Origin of the sequence: Pseudanabaena mucicola FACHB-723 (assembly GCF_014696385.1) — a bacterium.
Lineage (GTDB): Bacteria > Cyanobacteriota > Cyanobacteriia > Pseudanabaenales > Pseudanabaenaceae > Pseudanabaena.
On record NZ_JACJQB010000001.1, the window covers coordinates 121,430 to 142,930 of the forward strand.

Here is a 21,501-nt window from a genome sequence, read left to right on the forward strand (position 1 = left end):
AGAACTTGAAGACAAAATAATTTTGTTCTTTCGGCAAAAATTTTGGAGATTAAAGCAATGTATCTAGAATGGCAGGGCTTTACAGAAGGTAGTTGGACAACAGAAGTTAATGTTAGAGACTTTATCCAAAAAAATTACACTCCTTACGAAGGTTCGGCTGACTTTTTAAGCGCCCCAACCTCAAGGACAAAGGAGCTTTGGCATGAAGTTTTAGAATTGATGAAACTAGAAAGGGAAAAGGGGGTATTGGATGTTGATACAAAATTGCCAACGGCGATCGCTGCCCATGATGCGGGGTATATCAATCGGGAATTAGAACAAATTGTCGGACTGCAAACTGAGAAACCTCTCAAACGCGCGATCATGCCCTATGGCGGTATTCGTGTGGTCAAGGCAGGGCTAGAGGCTTACGGTTATGAGCTTGATCCCCAAACCGAAGAAATCTTTACTAAATATCGCAAGACCCATAATGACGGGGTATTTGATGCCTATACTAGCGAAATGCGGAAGGCGAGGAAATCGGGGATCATCACAGGTTTACCAGATGCTTACGGACGCGGCAGAATCATTGGCGATTATCGTCGGGTGGCACTTTATGGAATCGATCGCCTGATCGATGATAAAAAGAACCAGAAGGATTCCCTCGAACTCGATATGATCGACGAGGATACAATTCGCCTAAGAGAAGAACTATCAGAACAAATTCGCGCTTTGTTTGAACTAAAGGAAATGGCAGCGAAGTACGGTTTTGATATTGGGCGACCTGCCATGACCTCACAGGAAGCAATTCAGTGGGTCTATTTTGGCTATTTAGGTGCAGTCAAAGAACAAAATGGGGCTGCGATGTCCCTTGGTCGTGTATCAACGTTTTTAGACATATATTTCGAGCGTGATCTTCGCAAAGGTGCGATCGCAGAAGTTGAGCTGCAAGAGTTAATCGATCATTTCGTGATGAAACTACGAATGGTGCGCTTTTTGCGGACTCCCGACTACAACAACCTCTTCTCAGGCGATCCCACATGGGTTACTGAGGCAATCGGTGGCATGAGCGCCGATGGTCGCACTTTGGTCACCAAATCTAGTTATCGATTCTTGCACACCTTGTCTAACCTCGGCGCAGCCCCTGAACCTAACTTGACCGTACTGTGGTCAGAAAGTCTACCCGAAAACTTCAAACAATTTTGCGCCAAAATTTCCAGTGATACCAGTTCCATTCAGTATGAAAATGACGACTTGATGCGTCCCACCTATGGTGATGACTATGCGATCGCCTGTTGCGTATCGGTCATGCGAATTGGTAAACAGATGCAGTTCTTTGGAGCGCGGGTCAATCTTGCCAAGACCCTGCTCTATGCGATCAATGGCGGTAAAGACGAAAAAACTGGTATGCAAGTCGCTCCCCACTTTGCGCCGATCACCGCAGACTATCTCGATTATCAAGAAGTCAATGAGCGATTGCAGCAAATGATGGCATGGCTCGCTAAGCTTTACATCAACACGCTCAATGTCATTCACTACATGCATGACAAGTATTGCTACGAGCGCATCGAAATGGCATTACACGATCGCGATGTCTATCGCACCATGGCTTGTGGAATTGCTGGTCTGTCTGTCGTTGCCGACTCTCTCTCGGCAATTAAATATGCCAAGGTCAAGGTGATTCGTGATGAAAATGGCTTGGCAGTAGATTACCTCATCGAAGGTGAATACCCACAGTATGGCAACAACGATGACCGCGTTGATAGTATTGCCGTTAGTCTGGTGTCGAGGTTTATGGATGAAATTCGCAAACATAAAACCTATCGCAACGCCACTCCCACCCAGTCCGTGTTGACAATTACTTCCAATGTTGTCTATGGCAAAAAAACAGGTAATACTCCCGATGGACGTAGGGCTGGTGAACCCTTTGCTCCTGGAGCAAATCCTATGCATGGACGCGATAGTTGTGGCGCGATCGCCTCTCTATCATCGGTTGCCAAACTGCCCTATGGCGATTGCCAAGATGGTATTTCTAATACTTTCTCAATCATTCCCACGGCTTTGGGTAGACAGGAATGCGATCGCACTAACAATCTTGTTGGTTTACTCGATGGCTATTTCCACGATGGTGGACATCACATTAACGTCAATGCCCTCGATCGCAATACTTTACTAGATGCAATGGAGCATCCTGAAAACTATCCCCAGCTAACGATTCGAGTATCAGGCTATGCTGTGAACTTCATCAAGCTCACCCGTGAGCAACAACTCGATGTGATTAAACGCACGTTCCATGAACGGGTATAGTGTTTAAAAAGTGTCGCTAAGCAGCACTTTTTAAACATTGCAGCGATTTACGCTTTCTTAAACACCAAGAGATTTTTTGAAAGGCTGACAAAGCAATCCTTTCAAAAAATCTCTTGTAATACACAAAGCCTCGACATTGGTCAGTTATCGCAATTCATAAAAGTGTAGTCACACTTTTATGAATTGAAACAAAAAAACAGCAAGGATTTTCAAACAAAGAAATGGCATAGCCATTTCTTTGTGATGATGCGATTACTTGGAAAGTTTTTCAGAGTCATGGTCACTGGTGAGCTAAAGCGTAATCGACGAGGGATTTGCCTGCTTTTTATCGTCATGAAATGAGCGTTTTAGCACCTATCCCTGATTAACTGACCAATGCCACGTGTCATAGAATTTACCTCCAAATATAATAGAAACAAACTGTATTGCTAAATCTTGGGATTATGGTTATTTAGATTTTTTTAGAGAAAGTTTTTGAATGGTTGGTGTGTTTGTGAGAGAACACATATTAAGTTCATTTTGTTCAGTAGATTCAGAATTAGCAAGTTTAAGCTCAATTCCAGACGTATCTTGAATCTTATAGATTCCCTTTGGGAAAAACTGTAAGAGTTCTACTACAGATTTAGATTGCTCAAGTTTGAAGTCTTTAATGTTTATGCCTACCCTTACATTTTTCTCTCTTACATCTTTCTTTTCACAGTCTTTTATTTGTTGAAACTCAAATTTAAGCTCTTCAAGTTTAGTTGTGGGTTCTTTAATAGATTCATCTATTGCAAGAGAAAATCGAACGGAAGGTAGTCTCTCAATTACTAAAGCACGAAGTTGAAGAGCAGTTAATTTTGGAACAGAACAAAATTTGATTTCATTCCTACTTATATCTTCATCAGTTGAGGGATCAATAAATTCGAGCCCTTGAGCATTTGAATTAGGCTCAAATCTATAAATACCTTGAGGAAAAAACTGTAGAGGATTGACAGAAAAATCAGATTTTCCTTGTTCGCGAAATTGTCCGATTCTTACGTCAACAATTGTTTTATTAGTTGTATCAGCACCTGAGCATTCTTTGACTTTCTGAAGTTGAAATCCGAATTCATTAGGAATATCTTGCGATTTGATTGATTCTCCCATTTTAAGTGAAAATCGACTAACAGCTAAGTTTTTGGTTAGTTCATCGCTTACATTTCCCCAGCCGCCACCCGCATTATCCTGTGCAAGTTGAATTGGTTTAGTCTGTGGTGTAAGTCCTATTAATCGAGACAAATCTATAGAAATTACCCCCGCAGTATCTACCCTTGTGGAACCTACATTATTGTCAGAAATACGAGCACCACCAGAAAGCGTAAAAATGGAAGCCTGTAAACTAGGTCCGATGTACAGAGATGTTTGCGCTTGAGGCACAACACCAAACAAAACACCCAATGTCAAAGGCTCCCATTTAGCAAGTTCGAGGTTAGCCCCGACAAGTAATTCAACCTTATCTCGACCAAATAATCCGCCACTGATGATTGAATAGTTTGTATCACCTTCAAAAAGTGTTCGAGAAAGTAAATCCCCAATTTGCTGTCCTCCAATACCAATGAAATTCAAAGTTTGATCTAGCTGGTTTCCTGCTTTTTCTTCTTGTATTTTGCTTAGTTCTTTTTCGTATGCTTTTGTTGGTGTCAGTGTGATTTTGTCAATATCTTTGTAGAGAAATTCAGCTCCTCCACTTTGAGACAAGCCTAATGCTCCTCCATTTTTGAATCTGATAGCAACTTCGGCATTGATTTCTCTGCCTTTAGGCTTAGCAATTGTAATATCGATAGGTTCAATCTTCGCTTTGATCGTATAGCGATAATAAAACTTTGTTGGTACAGGAGAACCGCCTGAATCAGAAGGCGTTGACCCGACTGGAAATTGATAAATACTAATTTCCCAAATAATATTTTGATCAGATACTTTTGGAAATCCTTCTTGAATAACTTCTTCTTCTTGTTTAAGAGTCAGAAAATACTCAATTCCTTGACTCTTGAGTACGTTTGTTAATATCTTGTGATCTCTAAATAAACTGAAAAAGTTTGATGCATCTACATCTTTACCATTGATAAGGTTTTCGGCTAAGTCCTCTGCAAGCCAGTATTTCTCGAAATTTTTGCTTGAGGTGTCGTTACGAAACTGACTTAGGTCGGATATTCTAGAGCTATCATCTGGATACAACGCTTTTAATAAAATATTTTTTTCTTCAGAACTCAAATTGTTAGTCCAAATCTTTGGATCTCCCAAGTCACGATTGGGAATTCTGATGACAATTGGTTTTACAAACTCATTTCGACTCTGTTTTGGAAGTATTGTTCCTTCAGGTAAGACATCCCAAATAAGCTCAATTTTAGCTTTTGCTTGTTGTGGATTTTTAGCAAGCTCAATTATGCCGTTTATTAAAGACAGACGAATAGCTCTAGGGACATTCGTTTCAGGCTCCTGTTGAGCTAAAGCTGAATAATTGAATGTCGCCATTAACAAAAAGCATGACAGGAAAGATAACTTCTTTGTAGATGTATATTGGAGCATGGTTTGATATCTAGATTAATGTTAGTGATTACTAATAGGGTGGGACTTTAGAGTTGAAATGGATCGTGTAGTTTAGAAAATTAGTTTTGACTTTCCCTTACGAAATCAAGTGTGCGGGATAAACCAATGCATTACAGACACCTCCAGAGTTAGAAGTGAAGATTAGCATCCCCACAAGTTCTCCTGTAGACTTCAAAACCACTCTTGCTCCGCGAGAATTTTCCTGTAGATTACTATTAAAAGTAACTAAATAAGCATCTACATTTAGAATTGGGGTCAGAAATATTGCAGATTTTATAGCATTACCAATTATATTCAGTTGACCATCAACTCCACTTGGTATTAAGCTTAAAGTTGAATCAATATATTCAATTGAAACCTGATCACCATCTTTTAAATCATTATGATCAGCGATTTTTTTTACGTCAGGAATCTTTTTTACCTGACTTGACTTGATGGTGGGATTAACTAATACCACAGGATTAACCGAGCCAATAACACTCGGGCTGGCATAACTCTTGATGTTACCAAATGGAGATCCCCAAAGTGTCTTCACATCAGCACCTACAGTACTACCAATTTCAGGGATATTTCTAAGTTTTTGAATGATTACGTCACTAGTAGCATCTAATTCATATAGAACAAAATCTAATGGAAGAATTATTTCGTCACTTGCAGTTTTCCCATAAACACATCTTTGTGGGCCTGATTTTATGGAGGAAATTGGTTCTCTATTAAGCATTAACATATTTAATTACTTTACTTGTTGTTTAATTTTTAAAGACATCATCTGAGCTTAACTAGCAATACAAGGTTCAAAGGTCAGAAAAGGTCGGATCAAGGTCGGATGTTTTCGGCATATTTATGTAAATTTTTTTGACAAATGAGGATTTTCTAGCGATAGTGTAAGTATCAGTCGAGATTTAAGGCGAAAAATGACAAAAAATGAGGCGATCGCGCTAGTCACGCGATTACTAGGCAATGGAGACTTAAAAGAAGTTCAAAAACTTGTATTGAGTCAATCTTGGGACGGTAATAAATACTCAGATATGGCTATTGAAAAGGGCTATGATCTTGGATATATCAGAGATGTTGGCTCAGGATTATGGCGAGCGCTGTCTCAAGCTTTAAACGAAAAAGTCACCAAAAATAATCTGCGTGGAGTATTGGAGAGATATGCTCAGCAGCAAGCGGCTTTAAATGCAAACTCAGAGACAAGTCAGATTCACATGGGGGAAGCGATTGATGTTGCTAAATTCTGTGGACGAACTCAGGAATTAGAAACTCTTAGAGAATGGATTTTGGCCGATCGCTGTCGGGTGGTGACGATTCTGGGAATGGGCGGGATGGGTAAAACCTCCTTATCTGTGAAGATTGCTGAACAATTGCAAGGCGAATTTGATTATGTGATTTGGCGATCGCTACGCCATGCACCTACTTTCAGCGACAAGATGGGAGACTGTCTGAAGATTCTGTCACAGCAGCAAATTACGACTTTACCGACTAACTCCCATGAGCAGATTACTTGCTTAATCGAATACTTCCGCAAGTATCGATGTTTGCTGATTTTGGACAACTTCGATACGTTGTTGCACCATGGTCAAGCGACAGGTACTTATCTTGATAGCTACGAAGCTTATGGCGAACTTTTGTGGCGAGTGGGAGAAACTAGTCATCAAAGTTGTGTGCTGATTACCAGTCGCGAAAAACCCTCAGAGGTGACAGCACTTGAGGGTGATGGATTAGCAGTAAGGACGCTTGCTCTATCTGGATTGGAACTTGAGGCAGCGAAAACTATCCTAGACCTCAAAGGCTTATCAATCTCCGATGCCGAAGCTCGGCAATTAGTTGATTGTTATAGTGGTAATCCTTTAGCTCTAAAGATCGCCGCTACTTCCATTCGTGACTTGTATGCAGGTAATGTTAATTATTTTTTAGCCAGTGGCATCACTCTATTTAATGGGATTAACAATCTGCTATCTCAACAATTAAAGAGATTGTCAGACCTTCAAAATCAAGTCATGTATTGGCTGGTGATTCATCGCGAGAGTATTTCTTTAACAGATTTGCATAGTGCTTTTACGCCATTAACATCTAAATTGCAGTTAATGGAAGTTTTAGAGTCTTTGGTGAACTGTAACTTGATTGAACGCGATCGCCATGGATTTACTCAGCAACCTGTGGTGATGGAATATGTAACGGATCGATTAACTAAACTAATCTGTCAAGAAATAGTTACCGAATCGTCGCAGTATTTGTTAACCCATGCTTTAGTTCAAGCCCAAGCGAAGGATTACATTCGGGATAGTCAAATTCAATTAATTGTGCAGCCGATCCTTCAGCAATTACAAAATAATCTTGTCTCTAAGAAACAGGTTGAGTATCAATTAGGAAGACTAATTACGACCTTTCAAAATGAGGCGAATGCTCTTAACGTTTATGGGGCAAGAGGCTTAAGCCCCTTGCCCGCAGACAATTATGGCGGTGCAAACCTCCTTCATTTACTGGTGCATTTGGGAACTGATTTAACGGGCTATGACTTCTCTCGGCTGATGATTCGGGACTGTGATTTGCGATCGCAAACTTTACATCGGGTCAACTTTACTCAAGCGCATTTTCGAGATTGCCTGTTTGCGGCGACCTTTGGCGGCATTACTAGCGTTGCCTTTAGCCCCGATGGACTTGCCCTTGCTAGCAGTGATACCAATGGCGAAATTCAGATTTGGGACGCTGTTAATGGCAAGCAACTATTTATTTGCCAAGGACATAATAGTTGGGTTTGGCACGTTGCTTTTAGTCCCAAGTCGCCAATTCTCGCTAGTTGCGGTCAGGATCATACGATTAAACTGTGGAATACAAATAATGGCGAATGTTTCCGAACCCTAGACGAACATATCAACATTGTGACGGCAATTGCCTTTAGCCCTGATGGTCAACTCCTTGCTAGTAGTAGCACCGATCGCACTGTGAAAATTTGGAATATGGTCACAGGCGAGTCTATGCAAACCCTAGCAGGACATAATGCCTGTGTCTGGTCGGTGGACTTCCATCCCAATGGTCAGCTTTTAGCATCGGCGGCCGAAGATAACACGATCAAGTTATGGAATCTGGAGACGGGTGAATGTGTGCAAACTCTGCAAGGGCATCAATATTGGGTGAAAGCGATCGCCTTTAGTCCTGATGGCAAAACCTTAGCCAGTGGCAGTTTTGATAGCACTGTAAAAATATGGAATTGGCAAACGGGCGAATGTCTAAAAACCTTGCTAGGACATAATTCTGTTGTCACTTCTCTAGAATTTAGTCCTCAAGGCGATCGCCTAGTGACGGGTAGCTATGATCAATCTGTCAAGATTTGGGATGTTGCCACAGGGAAATGTCTGGACACGATGCACAAACACACCAATCGCGTGTGGTCAGTTGCTTTCCATCCCCAAGCAAATTTAGTGGTTAGTGGTGGTGATGACCACGGGATTAAAATATGGGAACTTCAGAGGGGAAAATGTATCAAAACCCTGCAAGGCAATAGCAATGCTATTTATGCGATCGCCTATGATCATCAGCAGAACTTACTTGCTAGTGGACATGAAGACCAAACACTTAAACTCTGGAATGTTGATATCAATGCACCCCAAAGTTTAGAAACTGATCTGCAACCTTTTCAAATACTACGCGGACATTGCGATCGCATTCTCTCTGTTGCCTTCAGCCCCAATGGACAAATTCTCGCCAGTGGCAGCGCCGATCGCACGGTTAAACTTTGGAATCCTCATACAGGAAAACTCATCAAAACCCTTCAAGGACATCGTAGTTGGGTTTGGGGAATTGCCATTAGTCCCGATAGCAAATTCTTAGCGAGTGGTAGCTATGACCACACTGTTAAGTTGTGGAATCTAGAATCTGGTGAATGCTTACAAACCTTGCAAGGTCATCCAAGTTCTGTCCTATCGGTTCGGTTTAATCACGATGGCAAAACCCTCTTTAGCAGTGGCTATGACAAGCTCGTAAAATATTGGCATCTAGAAACAGGTGAGTGTCTACATACTTGGGAGGCGGATTCTAGTAATCGTGTGTGGGCAATGGAGATCAGCCCCAATTCACAGTATCTAGCAACGGGTGGCGATGATCACTCGATTAAGCTATGGGACATAGCGACAGGTGAATGTTTACGCCTATTTTCTGGGCATTATCACCCTGTTATCTCGCTGATTTTCACGCCCAATGGAGATCGTCTAATTAGTGGCAGTAGCGATCGCACTGTCAAAATTTGGGATGTGTTAACAGGAAATTGTCTTGAAACATTAAAGGGGCATGGTCACTGGGTCGCGTCACTAGCGATAAGTCAGGATGCTAAAACGCTAATTAGTGGCAGTTGGGATGAGACGATTCAATGCTGGGATATTCCCACAGGGCAATGTTTACAAACCCTGCGATCGCTCTCTCCCTATAGAGGCATGATCATCAACGATGTTAGAGGCTTGACTCAAGCGGAAATTGATACTTTGAAAGCATTAGGAGCTTTAGAAACCTAAAAGAGAGAGTTGCAACGCTTCGCGTTGCAACTCTCTCTTTTGGATTTAGAAAAAACAGTTTGAATCTCACATTTTATCGTAGGGGCAATTCATGAATTGCCCCTACGATAAAATTTTATGGAAAATAATTGCAGATGTCTTTAGACAGCAACTTCTTGCTTAACCGCTTTTGTCTGGCGGCGCAATTGCTTCGAGGCAATCCATCCACCCGCCGCCACAATGCCAAAAGCAAATGCAGGCACAGGTACTGGTCTTCTCTCAGTCAGGCTGAATGGACCGAAAGTGTCGAGATTGTTGTCAATTTGGCCGTAATTAAAGCTCAAAGACGCACTTCCAATAAAAGATTTATATTCATTGCCAACGTTGGCAAGTATCTGGATGCCAGCTAGAAAACTACCGTTGGAAGGGTAGAATGGTGAACTAGTTGGAAATTCGTACAATTGAAGGTAAGAACTAGGTACATCAGCTTTAGTATAGGTTGTACCAAGATAGGCAAAGCTAAAGTCTAACCACTGCGCTTGTCCCCATAAGGAATAATCATAATCATCTGTAGACTCACTATAAGATTTATTGTCCTTATCAAGAGTGATATAGCCGCTACCACTAGTATTATTAGCAAACTTAAACTCAAAATCGTAAGTCGCAAGATTAGCGGCACTGACTGCATTGGGAATACTGAGAGCAACACCAGCCATCGCTGCGATCGCTGAAGCGGCTAGAAAGCCTTGTTTTTGGGGGATAGTTGTCATGGGGTTTCCTGTCGTTGGGGGGCAGCAAATAGATTGTGCAAATCTCTAAAGAATTTCTTGTTTTAGTCTTTAAAGGGACACGTAGCTGCACCTTAATAGAAAAATTCATGCTTTTAGGTCAGAAAAGGTCTGATCAAGGTCTGATCAAGGTCTGATCTTTCGGTAAATATCTTGTTACTAGTTGTTAATCTTGTCATAAGCCAATGCGCTTATCAATGTGCCATATTCGCACATTGACTGTTGAGTAATGTCTATTAAGTAGGTCACTTAAAACCCAGATTATCGTGCCGCCCGCGTAGCGGGCGGCACGATAATCTGGGTTTTGTCTATGAATATGCCGAGCTATTTACCAATAAAAAGTCAGTCAGAATTTCGTAGTAAAATAGAAAGAATAAAATCATAGAGAATCCTGATGACTTCTCAAACTGGACGTATTCATTCAATCGAAACTTTTGGGACAGTAGACGGGCCGGGGATCAGATTTATTGTGTTTACACAGGGCTGCCCCCTGCGCTGCCTTTATTGTCATAATCCAGACTGCCGTAATGCCCATGATGGCAAAGAAGTCACCGTTGATTATCTAATTGATGAGATCAAAAAATGTAAATCTTTTATTCGTAAAGGTGGGGTAACGGTCAGTGGTGGCGAACCACTGATGCAGCCAGAATTTACTAGGGAAATATTTCAGCGCTGTCATCAAATGGGCTTGCACACAGCCCTTGATACATCGGGTTACTGTGCGATCGCAAATGCAAAACCCGTACTCGCAGAAACCGACTTGGTTTTACTGGATATCAAGTCCTACATTCCCGAACTTTACTACAAAGTTACTAGTGTTTCCATCGAGCCAACCCTAGAAATGGCAAGATATCTCAGTGAAATTGGCAAGCCCGTTTGGATTCGGTTTGTGCTAGTTCCTCACCTCACCGACAACATTGACAACATCAATCAACTAGCTGACTTTATTGCCACACTCAAAAATGTAGAAAGATTAGAAGTCCTACCATTTCATAAAATGGGAGAATATAAATGGGAACAGTTGGGATTACCCTATTCCCTCAAAGACACACCACCTGCGCCGCCCGAACTGGTACAGCAGACCGTGAATATATTTTGCGATCGCGGAATCAATGCCCTTGGTGCAGTTGGGATTTGATGACCTGCTCCCAATAAAATCGAATTGTTAGGAGGCAAGGGATTATGCTGCACAAACACCATCAACAATATCAAGAGAAGATCATTACCCTTTGGGTTGTATTTCTGCTAGGTTTACTCTTCCATACTCAACTAGGATTAATGCCCCTATTTCACGGGCTAAATATCATTACATCCCAGTCTCACAATATGGCAGAGATTGCTCCCATTATGTGGTTGATGCTAAGCTTCTTCGTACTGCCAATGGTGGCAATTATCGGTACTGTTTTTACTAATTCTAGGAGCTATCGCGTCATCCATTTTAGTTTTACAGTGCTTTATACCATGCTAAATCTTTCCCATCTGATCGCGGATATCATGGTGCAAACCGATTTATATCAAATCGCACTCATGGCAATTCTCTTCGCGATTGGGCTGCTGATTAATCTAGTTTCTTGGCAGTGGATGCGCGATCGCTCCCACAGATCCACTCATCAACATCTACAGCATTCTTGACAATCTATTTGCTGGTAAATACAATGTAATTACTAACCACAATCCACATTATGAGTACAGCTATTAGAACTCGAATTGTCAAAATTGGAAATTCTCAAGGTGTACGTATTCCTAAATTGCTCCTAGAGCAAAGTGGTATTCATACAGAAGTCGAGATCGAAGTTGAGGGAGATCATCTAACTATTCGCCAAGTCAGACATCCCCGCGCAGGATGGGATCAAGCCTTTGCCCAGATGTCTCAAAACCATGATGATGTGCTTTTAGATGAAATTAGTACAACTGAATGGGATCAAGCTGAATGGGAGTGGTAATTAAAAGATTTGACGTTGCCTTGGTTAATCTTGATCCCACCATTGGTAGTGAAATTCAGAAGACACGCCCCTGTCTTATTATTTCCCCTGATGAAATGAATCTGCATATTTCCACAGTCATAATTGCCCCCATGACAACAAAAGGGAAAGCATATCCTAGTCGGATCAATTGTCAGTTTCAAGGTAAAAATGGGCAAATAGTTCTAGATCAGATCCGTACTATTGATAAAACTCGATTGGTCAAGAAATTGGGGCGAATTAATCAAGATGAACAAAGATTGGTGCTTGACACCTTAGCTAAAATGTTTGCTGAGTAGGCTCTTTCTTAAAGATCTTTAATCATTTAAGCATTGTAAAGATTCTCCTCAATCCCCAATATAAAAGGGAAATAGGGGGGGCTTAGTAATTACAACAAGAAAATATCAAGGGAATTGAGAATGAAAGTTACAAATAATGAAGAATTAGAACTCTTAATTCAACGAGTCAAAGCGGCTCAAGCCGTGTTTGCCAGTTTTACCCAAGAGCAAGTTGATCGCATTTTTAAACATGCCGCACTGGCAGCCAACGCAGCACGGATTCCCTTAGCCAAAGCTGCTGTCAAAGAATCGGGGATGGGCGTAATCGAAGACAAAGCGATTAAAAATCACTTTGCTTCAGAAATGATTTATAACAAATATAAAAATGATAAGACTTGCGGTGTAATTGAATCAGACAAGCATTTTGGCTATGAGCGCATCGCCGAACCCGTGGGCATCTTAGCGGGGATCGTTCCCGTCACCAATCCCACTTCCACAACTATTTTTAAGGCTCTGATTTCCCTGAAAACCCGCAACGGCATCATTTTTTCACCCCATCCCCGCTCTAAACAATGTACAATTACTGCCGCCAAAATTGTGCTGGAAGCTGCCGTTGCCGCAGGTGCGCCTCCCGACATTATTGGCTGGATTGATGAACCAACTGTGCCACTATCCCAAGCTTTGATGCAGAACCCAAACATCAAACTAATTCTGGCGACAGGGGGGCCGGGGATGGTTAAAGCTGCCTATTCTTCGGGAAATCCTTCCCTTGGGGTGGGTGCTGGCAACACTCCCGCGATCATCGATGAAACCGCCCATATCCAAATGGCAGTTAGTTCAATTATTCTCAGTAAAACCTTTGATAACGGCACAATTTGCGCCTCTGAACAGTCTGTGGTCGTTGTCGAGGCGGTATATGCAGCCGTTAGAGAAGAATTTATTAAACGGGGTGCTTATTTTCTCAACGAAGAAGAACGTGATCAAATTCGCAAAGTAATTTTGACCGATGGGCGCTTGAATGCCGAAATTGTTGGGCAATCGGTGATCAAAATTGCGGAAGTTGCAGGATTCTCGATTCCAGACAATACGAGGGTTTTGATTGGTGAAGTCACGGCGATCGACAAAGACGAACCCTTTGCCTATGAGAAATTATCGCCAATTCTAGCTATGTATCGCACCAAGGATTTTTATGAGGCAGTTACCAAAGCCGAAGAACTGATTCTCTTTGGTGGTCATGGGCATACATCGGTACTATATACAGCCCCTAACAATCAAAAGCACATTCGCTATTTTGAATCTAAAGTAGAAACTTCGCGAGTGTTAATTAATACGCCATCGTCACAGGGTGCGATCGGTGATCTTTATAACTTCCGCCTTGATCCATCACTGACCCTTGGTTGTGGCTCTTGGGGTGGTAATTCTATTTCCGCCAACGTTACACCACATCATTTACTCAATGTCAAAACCGCCGCCGAACGTCGGGAGAATATGCTGTGGTTTCGGATTCCACCAAAGATTTATTTTAAATCTGGCTGTTTGCCTGTGGCACTGCGGGATCTCGTAGGCAAAAAACGCGCTTTGATTGTCACCGATCGTCCATTATTTGAACTGGGCTTAACGAAGGAAGTCACCGATAGTCTGGAAGAAATTGGACTAGCTCACTATACTTTTTATGATGTCGAACCCGATCCCTCCCTCGCCACAGTGCGTAAGGGATTAAACATCTGCAATAGCTTCCAGCCCGATGTGATTATTGCCTTTGGTGGGGGATCGCCGATGGATGCTGCCAAAATCATGTGGTTAATGTACGAACATCCCGAAATTGAGTTTGAAGGTTTGGCAATGCGATTCATGGATATTCGCAAACGGGTTTATGAGTTGCCACCTTTGGGCGCAAAAGCAATGCTAGTTGCTGTCCCTACGACATCGGGAACAGGATCAGAGGTAACACCTTTTGCCGTAGTCACCGATGAGAAAACGGGAATCAAGTATCCTCTTGCTGATTATGCCTTGACTCCGAATATGGCAATTGTTGATCCTGAGCTAACGCTGAACATGCCTAAGCGTCTGACCGCTTACGGTGGTATTGATGCGCTCACCCATGCGATCGAATCCTACGTGTCCGTGTTGGCTTCCGAATATACAAATGGATTGGCACTGGAGGCAATTCGTTTGTTGTTCAAATATTTACCCAGTGCTTACAAAAATGGAGCGAATGATCCCAAAGCAAGGGAAAAAGTCCATTATGCCGCCACAATTGCAGGTTTAGCCTTTGCCAATGCCTTCTTGGGGGTCTGCCACTCGATCGCCCACCAGTTGGGTGGTACTTGTCACATTGCCCATGGTTTAGCCAATGCACTGATGATTAGTCATGTGATTCGTTATAACGCCACCGATGTTCCCTTCAAGCAAGCTATCTTCTCGCAGAATAAGTACCCCAATAGCAAATGGCGCTATGCCAGAATTGCGGATTATCTAAATTTGGGTGGTACAAATGAAGATGAGAAAATCGAAAGATTGATTGCCGCAGTGGAAGATCTCAAGCGTCAGGTCGATATTCCTGCCACGATCAAGGATGCCCTTGCTGAACAAGGTCTGGGCGAGGAGTTCTTCATGGCGCATGTGGAAGATATGGCGGATCAAGCCTTTGATGATCAATGTACGGGTGCAAATCCTCGCTATCCTTTGATTGCAGATTTGAAGCAGTTAATGGTTCAGGCTTATCACAGCCAAGCCTAATATCAAAGACAAGGGGCTGAAGCCCCTTGTTTAGCGATTTTTTTGCGATCGCAATAACAAGCCGTGCTTCGGTGCAAAAATCATTGCCGCTAGAAATAACAAGGTTTGCAGAACAACAATGCACCCACCCGTCGATCCATCGATGTGGTAACTGATATAAGTACCAATCACACTCGAAAATACCCCTGAAGCCATGGCAATCAACATCATGTGGTCAAAGCGATCGCTCAACAAATAGGCGGTTGCCCCTGGGGTAATCAACATAGCCACCACCAGAATAATACCGACGGTTTGCAATCCTGCTACAGCAGTGAGGGATAACAAGGACAGCAAAATGTAATAGAGAAAGGTGGTATTTAAACCAATCGAACGGGCATGGGTGGCATCGAAACAAAACAGAATCAAATCTTTGCGTAAAATCGCCAATATAACTAGGGTAATTACACTAATAATTACCGTCTGTACAATATCATTGTCGGCAATTCCTAAGACATTTCCAAACAGAATGTGATTGAGATCAACGGTACTTTTAATTTTAGAGACGAGGACGACACCAAAGGCAAATAGCCCTGTGAATACCAAACCGATTACGGTATCTTCCTTAATCCGTGTATTGGACTTAATAAAACCGATCGCAATTACAGAACCAACCCCAAATACAAACGCACCAATGGCAAAGGGAATATTCAGTACATAGGCAAGTACGACCCCTGGTAAGACCGCATGGGACACCGCATCTCCCATCAATGCCCAACCCTTTAAGATCATAAAACAGGATAGTGCGGAACAGACCAACCCCACTAAAGCACTGATCCAGATTGCCTTCACCATAAAACTATATTGCAAAGGTGCGGTAAACCAATTGACTAGATCCATATGCTTCTATTCCTGTGATGCTTGTTCCGAAGGATGCTCTAAATGACTGTGGACGAGACAACTTTTAGCGTGGGATAAATCCACAACCGAACCCCCAAAGGTACGCGAAAGATTCTCTTCGGTAAACACTTCTGAGGTTTCACCATAGGCGAGAATCGTGCGATTAATTAGTACCACCTGATCGCAAAATGTGGTGATGGAATCGAGGTCATGGGTAGAGATTAAAATCGTGTAGCCCGCTTGACGGAGTTCCATTAATAGATGAATCATCATCTTTTCGGTCTTAACATCGACTCCTGCAAATGGCTCATCTAGCAGCAAAACCTTGCCATGTTGTGCCAAGGCACGGGCAAAAAATGCTCTCTTTTTTTGCCCTCCCGATAGCTCACCAATTTGCCGATCGCGAAGTTCCCACATTTCCACCCGCTCTAGACTTTCGCGCACAGCTCGACGATCTTGCGATCGCGGCATTCTCAAAATATTCATATAGCCATAGCGCCCCATCATTACCACATCATAGACGCTGACAGGAAAGTTCCAATCTACTTCCTCGTTTTGCGGCACATAGGCAACAAGGCTACGTTTTTGAACTTGGCGAACGGGCAGACCATGAATTAAGACCCTGCCGCTCATAGGTTTGACAAAGCCCATCACCGCTTTAAACAAGGTCGATTTACCCGCGCCATTCATGCCCACTAGACCACAGATTGTGCCTGCATTAAGTTGCAATGAAGCGCTATGTAGAGCCACTTTGCCATGGTAACTAACAGTTACATTTTCTACATCAATGCTCGGTGTTGTTGAGGATAGATTGATATTTGGGTTAGGCATATTATTTACCTTGGAGTCCTGCAATCAGAGTATTAACGTTGTATTCCAATAATTTGAGATAGGTGGGGGTTACGCCATCGGGAGGAGAAAGGGAATCCACGTAAAATACACCGCCATACTTTGCCCCTGTTTCCTTGGCTACCTGTAACTGCGATTGATTATTAACGGTACTTTCACAAAAAACGACAGGGATTTGCTTAGTTCTCACGGTGTCAATCACTCGTTGCACTTGCCGAGGCGTACCTGATGAATCAGAATTCACTGACCAAATATAGACTTCTGTTAATCCATAGTCCCTTGCTAGATAGGGAAATGCACCCTCACAACTGACGATATAGCGCTTATTTTCAGGAATCACTGCGATCGCAGTTTTTAATTTATTGTCAATTTCCTGAATTTGCTGACTATAGGCTTTTGCATTAGCGGCATAGGTGTCAGCATTAGCGGGATCAATTTTAGTTAAGGCTCTACGAATGTTTTCTACGTAAATCAGAGCATTGCGAGGTGACATCCATGCATGGGGATTGGGTTTGCCCTGATAGGCATCTTCAGTAATATCAATTGCCTGAATACCCTCGCTCAAGGTGACTCGCTCGACCTTAGGTAAACTGTTGTAAAAGCGATCTGCCCAGCGTTCTAACCCCAAACCATTATCTAAAATTAAATCTGCTGCTTGCCCCCTCTGAAGGTCACTGGGTGTGGGTTCATAGCCATGAATTTCTGAGCCGAACTTAGTAATTGACTCAACAATGGCTTTGTCTCCTGCCACGTTTTGTGCCATATCTGCAAGGACAGTAAACGTGGTCAAAATTACCTTGCGATTTTGAGGATCTTTGCGAAGAGTGGAATTTTGAGTAGAATTTTGCTCGTTTGTCGAGGATGGAGAATTGCAACCACTCAGCCCAATCACCACTAGCAAGCTCAGCATGACGGTGGCAGAGCTTTTAATTAGGGTAAAACTTTGACGGGGAAACAGTTGACGGCGCATGATTACTTTTCATAATCGTTTCATTTTTTAAAATATAACACAAAATTTCCCACGGCAATTTCAACTAGCCTTCTGGGTTTTGATATCTAAGCAAAACTTGATTTGCTACATAGTGAATCCCCCTAAGAGTTAGGTGAGACCCTCATCCCCCAGCCCCTTCTCCCTAGGGAGAAGGGGAGAAAAGCCAATATTTCTTGTTCCCTCTCCTACGGGAGAGTGGCTAGGGGTGAGGGCTGTAGAAACTTCTACATAACATCAGTTAGTTATTAGTCACAATGCGATCATCAAATACAAAACAGTCACCTTGCCACAGACTCTCATCTTGGGGAACTTCTGCCAAATACTTGAGAATCCCACCCTTGAGGTGATAAACCTCCTGAAACCCTTGTGCCAACATATAGGCACTGGCTTTTTCGCAACGGATGCCACCTGTACAGAACATGGCAATCTTTTGAGATTTTTTCTCAAGCAATTGATCCTGCACATACTGCGGAAACTCATGGAAGAAATCTAAATTGGGATTAATTGCACCTTGAAAAGTCCCAAACTCCACTTCATAGATATTGCGCGTATCGATCACAACTACTTCAGGATCAGCCATCAACGCATTCCAATCCCTAGGTTCTACATAAGTACCAACCTCCCGACTAGGATCAATACCATCGACACCAAACTTAACTAATTCTTTTTTTAAACGTACCCGCAATTTTTGGTAGGGCATTACGTTGCTATAGCTTTCCTTATGTTCTAAACCTTGCAAGCGTGGATCAGACCGCAAATAATTTAACAACGCATCAATGCCCTCCCGACTACCTGCAATCGTAGAGTTAATCCCTTCCTGCGCTAACAGAATTACACCTTTTAACTCATTGCGATCGCAAAAATCTTTAATGATGGGACGCATCAATTGATAGTCTTCTAAATTCGTAAAATGATAGAAAGTTGCAACCACAAACGGTTCAGACTTGACTAAATATTTTGTCAGGGATTTTTCCATGGCAAAGTTGGTTAATTTTTCGCCTCGACAAAATACCTGCTGCTCTTTAACAACCGCAAACCCTCTACTTTTAAAAAAGGCTCTAGCAGTAATACTTGCCTCAACCGATAGCCATGCGATTCCTAACTCTAAAGCCTTTGCTTCCAGTGCTCGATATAGCCTTGTGCCAACCCCACAACGTTGATAATTTTTGTGACAAAAGAAGCAATCAATATGACCATTCGCTTCTAATTGAGCAAAGCCAACAATTTCTGTTCCTTCTTCGGCAACGTAAGTATATTTACTATGGCAATCCTCTTCCCAGTCACAAAAGTGGATGTCATCGGGAGCCCATGCTTGGATTTGCTCAGGCGAATAATCACGGATATTCACTTCATGAATTGTGTCATGAAATAATTTGGCAATCTGATCGCGATCTTGTTTTTGGAACAATCTAATGAGCATGGTCTTCCATCAAAATAAAACTAAGAAAAATTGAAGCTAAGCGACAATTTCTCAAATTGTAAAACCCTAAGGTCAATAAATTATGTACAGGCAGTTTAGAAGTGTAGCAGCGGTATTTGCGCTCGCAATAGTTGCGAGCAGCTCAATTACCGTCGGACAAATGTCTAGCCAAGCGCTGGCAGAGCCTCTAATTCTCAAAGTTTATCCCACTAATGATAGTCCTGCTGCCGCAGTCTGCCCTGAGACAGTGACCATCAACTCGCAGTCACGCCCCTATCGCGAGGGTGGCTATACCATTGATGGCAATGCCAAATTAAGTTGGCTAGCGGGTAAGTTTCAAATTGCGGCAACCGATGATTTTAGTGTGACTTGGAGTGCCAAACTCAATCGCAAGTATGCTAGCTGCAAAGCCACCGCAGGCATTTCCAAAGCCTATGGTGAAGACTTTACAGGGCATTCTTACCTAAGGATGCGCTTTGTGGGTGGGCAAGTCTTCTTAATTTTAGACACGACAGCGATGTATGATGCCAATGATCAAACAACTGTCATCCTCAACCAAGAAGTGCGAAATGGGAATCCATACTGGTCATGGGGAGGAACAGATTAGTTTTCACCAAGAATTTAGGAAATCATGCTGCAACAGGGACAAAAAATCACGCTCACCATTGACGACCTCGCCGATAGTGGCGACGGGGTGGGTCGCTATGAAAATATCGCCATCTTCGTCCCCAATACCGTCCCTGGCGATCGCATTGCCGCCAAATTAGAGTTTGTCAAAAAGAACTTTGCCCATGCCAGTATCGAAAAAATTCTGACTCCATCTAATGATCGCGTGCGTCCCAGTTGCATCGTTGCCGATAAATGTGGTGGTTGCCAATGGCAAGCTGTTAGCTATTCCGCCCAGCTCAGAACCAAACAAAATATCGTTCTCCAAGCATTGCAGCGCATTGGCGGATTTGACTCCGATGCCCTAGAAGAAATTCTGTCGCCCATAGTTGGTGCAGCCGATAGCCTGCACTATCGCAATAAAGTTACCTATCCCCTTGCCACTGGGCGCGATGGCAACCTTAAAGCGGGCTATTACCAAAAGGGAAGTCACAAAATCGTCAATCTTAATCAATGTCCTGCCCAAGACGAGCGTCTTGATCCGATGTTGGCAGAATTGAAAATGGATATTCACAACCAATGTTGGGAAATCTATGACGAAAACACCCATACTGGACTGCTGCGCCATTTAGGACTTCGCATTGGTAGGTCAACAGGTGAAATTCTGATCACCATTGTGAGTAGAGATTGGGATGTTCCGAATTTGGGTGTATTTGCTCAAACTTGGTTGGAACGCTATGACAAAGTAGTTGGGGTGATCCTCAATTGCAACCCTGATAAAACCAATGCAATTTTTGGGCGCGATAGCCGTTGTATTGCAGGACGAGATTATTTATTAGAGAAATTTGCGGGACTAACTTTCCGTTTGCGCGGCGATACATTTTTCCAGATTTACACCGAGCAAGCGGAGCAGATGTTGAAAATCATTGAAGCAGAACTCAATCTAGAAGGAACGGAAGTTCTCCTTGATGCCTATGCGGGGATCGGTACAATTGCGTTACCCTTAGCAGAGCAAGTCAAACAGGCGATCGCGATTGAAATACAGCCACAGGCAACGGCTCAGGGCAAGCTTAATGCTGAACTCAATGGTATTGATAACGTCGTTTTTCATACTGGTAAAGTTGAGGAGCTAATCACCAAACTCGATCTCCATCCTGATATCGTCATTCTTGATCCCCCCCGCAAGGGTTGCGAGCCTGAAGTGATTAACTATCTCCGTAGTAATCCTCCTGCAAGGCTGGTTTATGTAAGTTGCAACCCTGCGACACAGGCACGGGATCTCAAAATGTTATGTGAAGGTGGGCGCTATCAACTTACCCGATTACAGCCGATTGATTTCTTCCCCCAAACCTCTCATGTCGAAGCGATCGCATTTTTAGCATCGGCATAGCCAATCAGGTGGAAGAAATTGCGATCGCAATTTCTTCCACCTGATTGCCCTTTTATGGGATCATATTGTGCTGATTTTCAAAAGCTGATTTCATTAGATTTTTTTAGCCAAATCTAAGCTAATGTCAGGGAACCATCAAGAATTCATCACTAAAACATAAATTATCAGTTAATAAATGCCCAACATTTCAAAGTTTATGCTTGGATAGGACAAGGGCATTACCCTCCGCCTTAGGGTCAGCAGAACGGCAATAAGACAAAGT

The 21,501-nt window shown here is 42.7% G+C and carries 16 protein-coding genes; 9 read left to right on the plus strand and 7 right to left on the minus strand.

All coding sequences use genetic code 11. The features are described 5' to 3' along the window. Window positions 1-57: 57 nt before the first annotated feature. The gene (gene pflB / locus H6F41_RS00530; RefSeq protein ID WP_190401515.1) at window positions 58-2,286 is read left to right on the plus strand and encodes a formate C-acetyltransferase; all 2,229 of its coding nucleotides are present in this window, start codon (window positions 58-60) and stop codon (window positions 2,284-2,286) included. A gap of 447 nt (window positions 2,287-2,733) precedes the next feature. On the opposite strand, the gene H6F41_RS00535 is transcribed toward pflB, so the two are convergent. Both H6F41_RS00535 and H6F41_RS00540 read right to left on the minus strand, forming a co-directional pair. Then, entirely contained in the window at window positions 2,734-4,779 is a 2,046-nt protein-coding gene (locus H6F41_RS00535) for a hypothetical protein (protein ID WP_190401516.1), read from the minus strand. Between the two features lie 151 nt (window positions 4,780-4,930). After that, window positions 4,931-5,575, minus strand: a complete 645-nt coding sequence (locus H6F41_RS00540) for a hypothetical protein (protein WP_190401517.1) — start codon at window positions 5,573-5,575, stop codon at window positions 4,931-4,933. Window positions 5,576-5,768: 193 nt separating this feature from the next. On the opposite strand from H6F41_RS00540, the gene H6F41_RS00545 reads away from it, so the two are divergent. Further along, window positions 5,769-9,362 carry a WD40 domain-containing protein gene (locus H6F41_RS00545; RefSeq protein WP_190401518.1) on the plus strand — a complete coding sequence of 1,198 codons (3,594 nt, stop codon included), beginning with the start codon at window positions 5,769-5,771 and terminating at the stop codon, window positions 9,360-9,362. A gap of 140 nt (window positions 9,363-9,502) precedes the next feature. Here H6F41_RS00545 and H6F41_RS00550 read toward each other — a convergent pair whose 3' ends face one another. Further along, window positions 9,503-10,111, minus strand: a complete 609-nt coding sequence (locus tag H6F41_RS00550) for a hypothetical protein (RefSeq protein ID WP_190401519.1) — start codon at window positions 10,109-10,111, stop codon at window positions 9,503-9,505. A 412-nt stretch (window positions 10,112-10,523) separates the two neighbouring features. Between H6F41_RS00550 and pflA the strand changes: the two genes are divergently transcribed. From pflA to adhE, 5 genes are all read left to right on the plus strand, one after another. Then, on the plus strand, window positions 10,524-11,267 hold the full coding sequence (gene pflA / locus H6F41_RS00555; RefSeq protein WP_190401520.1) for a pyruvate formate-lyase-activating protein: 744 nt from the start codon (window positions 10,524-10,526) through the stop codon (window positions 11,265-11,267). Window positions 11,268-11,311: 44 nt separating this feature from the next. After that, entirely contained in the window at window positions 11,312-11,761 is a 450-nt protein-coding gene (locus H6F41_RS00560; protein ID WP_190401521.1) for a hypothetical protein, read from the plus strand. A gap of 50 nt (window positions 11,762-11,811) precedes the next feature. Next, window positions 11,812-12,072, plus strand: a complete 261-nt coding sequence (locus H6F41_RS00565) for an AbrB/MazE/SpoVT family DNA-binding domain-containing protein (RefSeq protein WP_190401522.1) — start codon at window positions 11,812-11,814, stop codon at window positions 12,070-12,072. Next, a complete protein-coding gene (locus H6F41_RS00570) occupies window positions 12,060-12,389 on the plus strand; it encodes a type II toxin-antitoxin system PemK/MazF family toxin (RefSeq protein WP_190401523.1) in 330 nt (109 codons plus the stop codon). The genes H6F41_RS00565 and H6F41_RS00570 overlap by 13 nt, the downstream gene beginning before the upstream one ends. Window positions 12,390-12,509: 120 nt before the next feature. Continuing rightward, window positions 12,510-15,107, plus strand: a complete 2,598-nt coding sequence (gene adhE, locus H6F41_RS00575; RefSeq protein ID WP_190401524.1) for a bifunctional acetaldehyde-CoA/alcohol dehydrogenase — start codon at window positions 12,510-12,512, stop codon at window positions 15,105-15,107. A 30-nt stretch (window positions 15,108-15,137) separates the two neighbouring features. Here the strand turns inward: adhE and H6F41_RS00580 are convergent, their stop codons facing one another. The 4 genes from H6F41_RS00580 to trhO form a co-directional block, all read right to left on the minus strand. Further along, window positions 15,138-15,983 carry a metal ABC transporter permease gene (locus H6F41_RS00580; protein ID WP_190401525.1) on the minus strand — a complete coding sequence of 282 codons (846 nt, stop codon included), beginning with the start codon at window positions 15,981-15,983 and terminating at the stop codon, window positions 15,138-15,140. Between the two features lie 6 nt (window positions 15,984-15,989). Then, complete coding sequence (locus tag H6F41_RS00585; protein ID WP_190401526.1) at window positions 15,990-16,814, minus strand: metal ABC transporter ATP-binding protein; 825 nt, start codon at window positions 16,812-16,814, stop codon at window positions 15,990-15,992. A gap of 1 nt (window position 16,815) precedes the next feature. Then, entirely contained in the window at window positions 16,816-17,802 is a 987-nt protein-coding gene (locus H6F41_RS00590; protein WP_190401527.1) for a metal ABC transporter substrate-binding protein, read from the minus strand. Window positions 17,803-18,061: 259 nt separating this feature from the next. Next, complete coding sequence (gene trhO / locus H6F41_RS00595) at window positions 18,062-19,243, minus strand: oxygen-dependent tRNA uridine(34) hydroxylase TrhO (RefSeq protein WP_190401528.1); 1,182 nt, start codon at window positions 19,241-19,243, stop codon at window positions 18,062-18,064. A 160-nt stretch (window positions 19,244-19,403) separates the two neighbouring features. On the opposite strand from trhO, the gene H6F41_RS00600 reads away from it, so the two are divergent. Beyond that, window positions 19,404-19,850: a hypothetical protein gene (locus tag H6F41_RS00600; protein ID WP_190401529.1), complete on the plus strand. Its 447-nt coding sequence runs from the start codon at window positions 19,404-19,406 to the stop codon at window positions 19,848-19,850. A 24-nt stretch (window positions 19,851-19,874) separates the two neighbouring features. After that, window positions 19,875-21,239, plus strand: a complete 1,365-nt coding sequence (gene rlmD, locus H6F41_RS00605; RefSeq protein ID WP_190401530.1) for a 23S rRNA (uracil(1939)-C(5))-methyltransferase RlmD — start codon at window positions 19,875-19,877, stop codon at window positions 21,237-21,239. Window positions 21,240-21,501 lie beyond the last annotated feature (262 nt).

Excerpts from the sequence above, each read along its gene's own strand:
- pflB (WP_190401515.1), top strand. The coding sequence starts at position 58 with ATGTATCTAGAATGGCAGGGCTTTACAGAAGGTAGTTGGACAACAGAA.
- H6F41_RS00535 (WP_190401516.1), bottom strand. The coding sequence starts at position 4,779 with ATGGCGACATTCAATTATTCAGCTTTAGCTCAACAGGAGCCTGAAACG.
- H6F41_RS00540 (WP_190401517.1), bottom strand. The coding sequence starts at position 5,575 with ATGCTTAATAGAGAACCAATTTCCTCCATAAAATCAGGCCCACAAAGA.
- H6F41_RS00545 (WP_190401518.1), top strand. The coding sequence starts at position 5,769 with ATGACAAAAAATGAGGCGATCGCGCTAGTCACGCGATTACTAGGCAAT.
- H6F41_RS00550 (WP_190401519.1), bottom strand. The coding sequence starts at position 10,111 with ATGACAACTATCCCCCAAAAACAAGGCTTTCTAGCCGCTTCAGCGATC.
- pflA (WP_190401520.1), top strand. The coding sequence starts at position 10,524 with ATGACTTCTCAAACTGGACGTATTCATTCAATCGAAACTTTTGGGACA.
- H6F41_RS00560 (WP_190401521.1), top strand. The coding sequence starts at position 11,312 with ATGCTGCACAAACACCATCAACAATATCAAGAGAAGATCATTACCCTT.
- H6F41_RS00565 (WP_190401522.1), top strand. The coding sequence starts at position 11,812 with ATGAGTACAGCTATTAGAACTCGAATTGTCAAAATTGGAAATTCTCAA.
- H6F41_RS00570 (WP_190401523.1), top strand. The coding sequence starts at position 12,060 with ATGGGAGTGGTAATTAAAAGATTTGACGTTGCCTTGGTTAATCTTGAT.
- adhE (WP_190401524.1), top strand. The coding sequence starts at position 12,510 with ATGAAAGTTACAAATAATGAAGAATTAGAACTCTTAATTCAACGAGTC.
- H6F41_RS00580 (WP_190401525.1), bottom strand. The coding sequence starts at position 15,983 with ATGGATCTAGTCAATTGGTTTACCGCACCTTTGCAATATAGTTTTATG.
- H6F41_RS00585 (WP_190401526.1), bottom strand. The coding sequence starts at position 16,814 with ATGCCTAACCCAAATATCAATCTATCCTCAACAACACCGAGCATTGAT.
- H6F41_RS00590 (WP_190401527.1), bottom strand. The coding sequence starts at position 17,802 with ATGCGCCGTCAACTGTTTCCCCGTCAAAGTTTTACCCTAATTAAAAGC.
- trhO (WP_190401528.1), bottom strand. The coding sequence starts at position 19,243 with ATGCTCATTAGATTGTTCCAAAAACAAGATCGCGATCAGATTGCCAAA.
- H6F41_RS00600 (WP_190401529.1), top strand. The coding sequence starts at position 19,404 with ATGTCTAGCCAAGCGCTGGCAGAGCCTCTAATTCTCAAAGTTTATCCC.
- rlmD (WP_190401530.1), top strand. The coding sequence starts at position 19,875 with ATGCTGCAACAGGGACAAAAAATCACGCTCACCATTGACGACCTCGCC.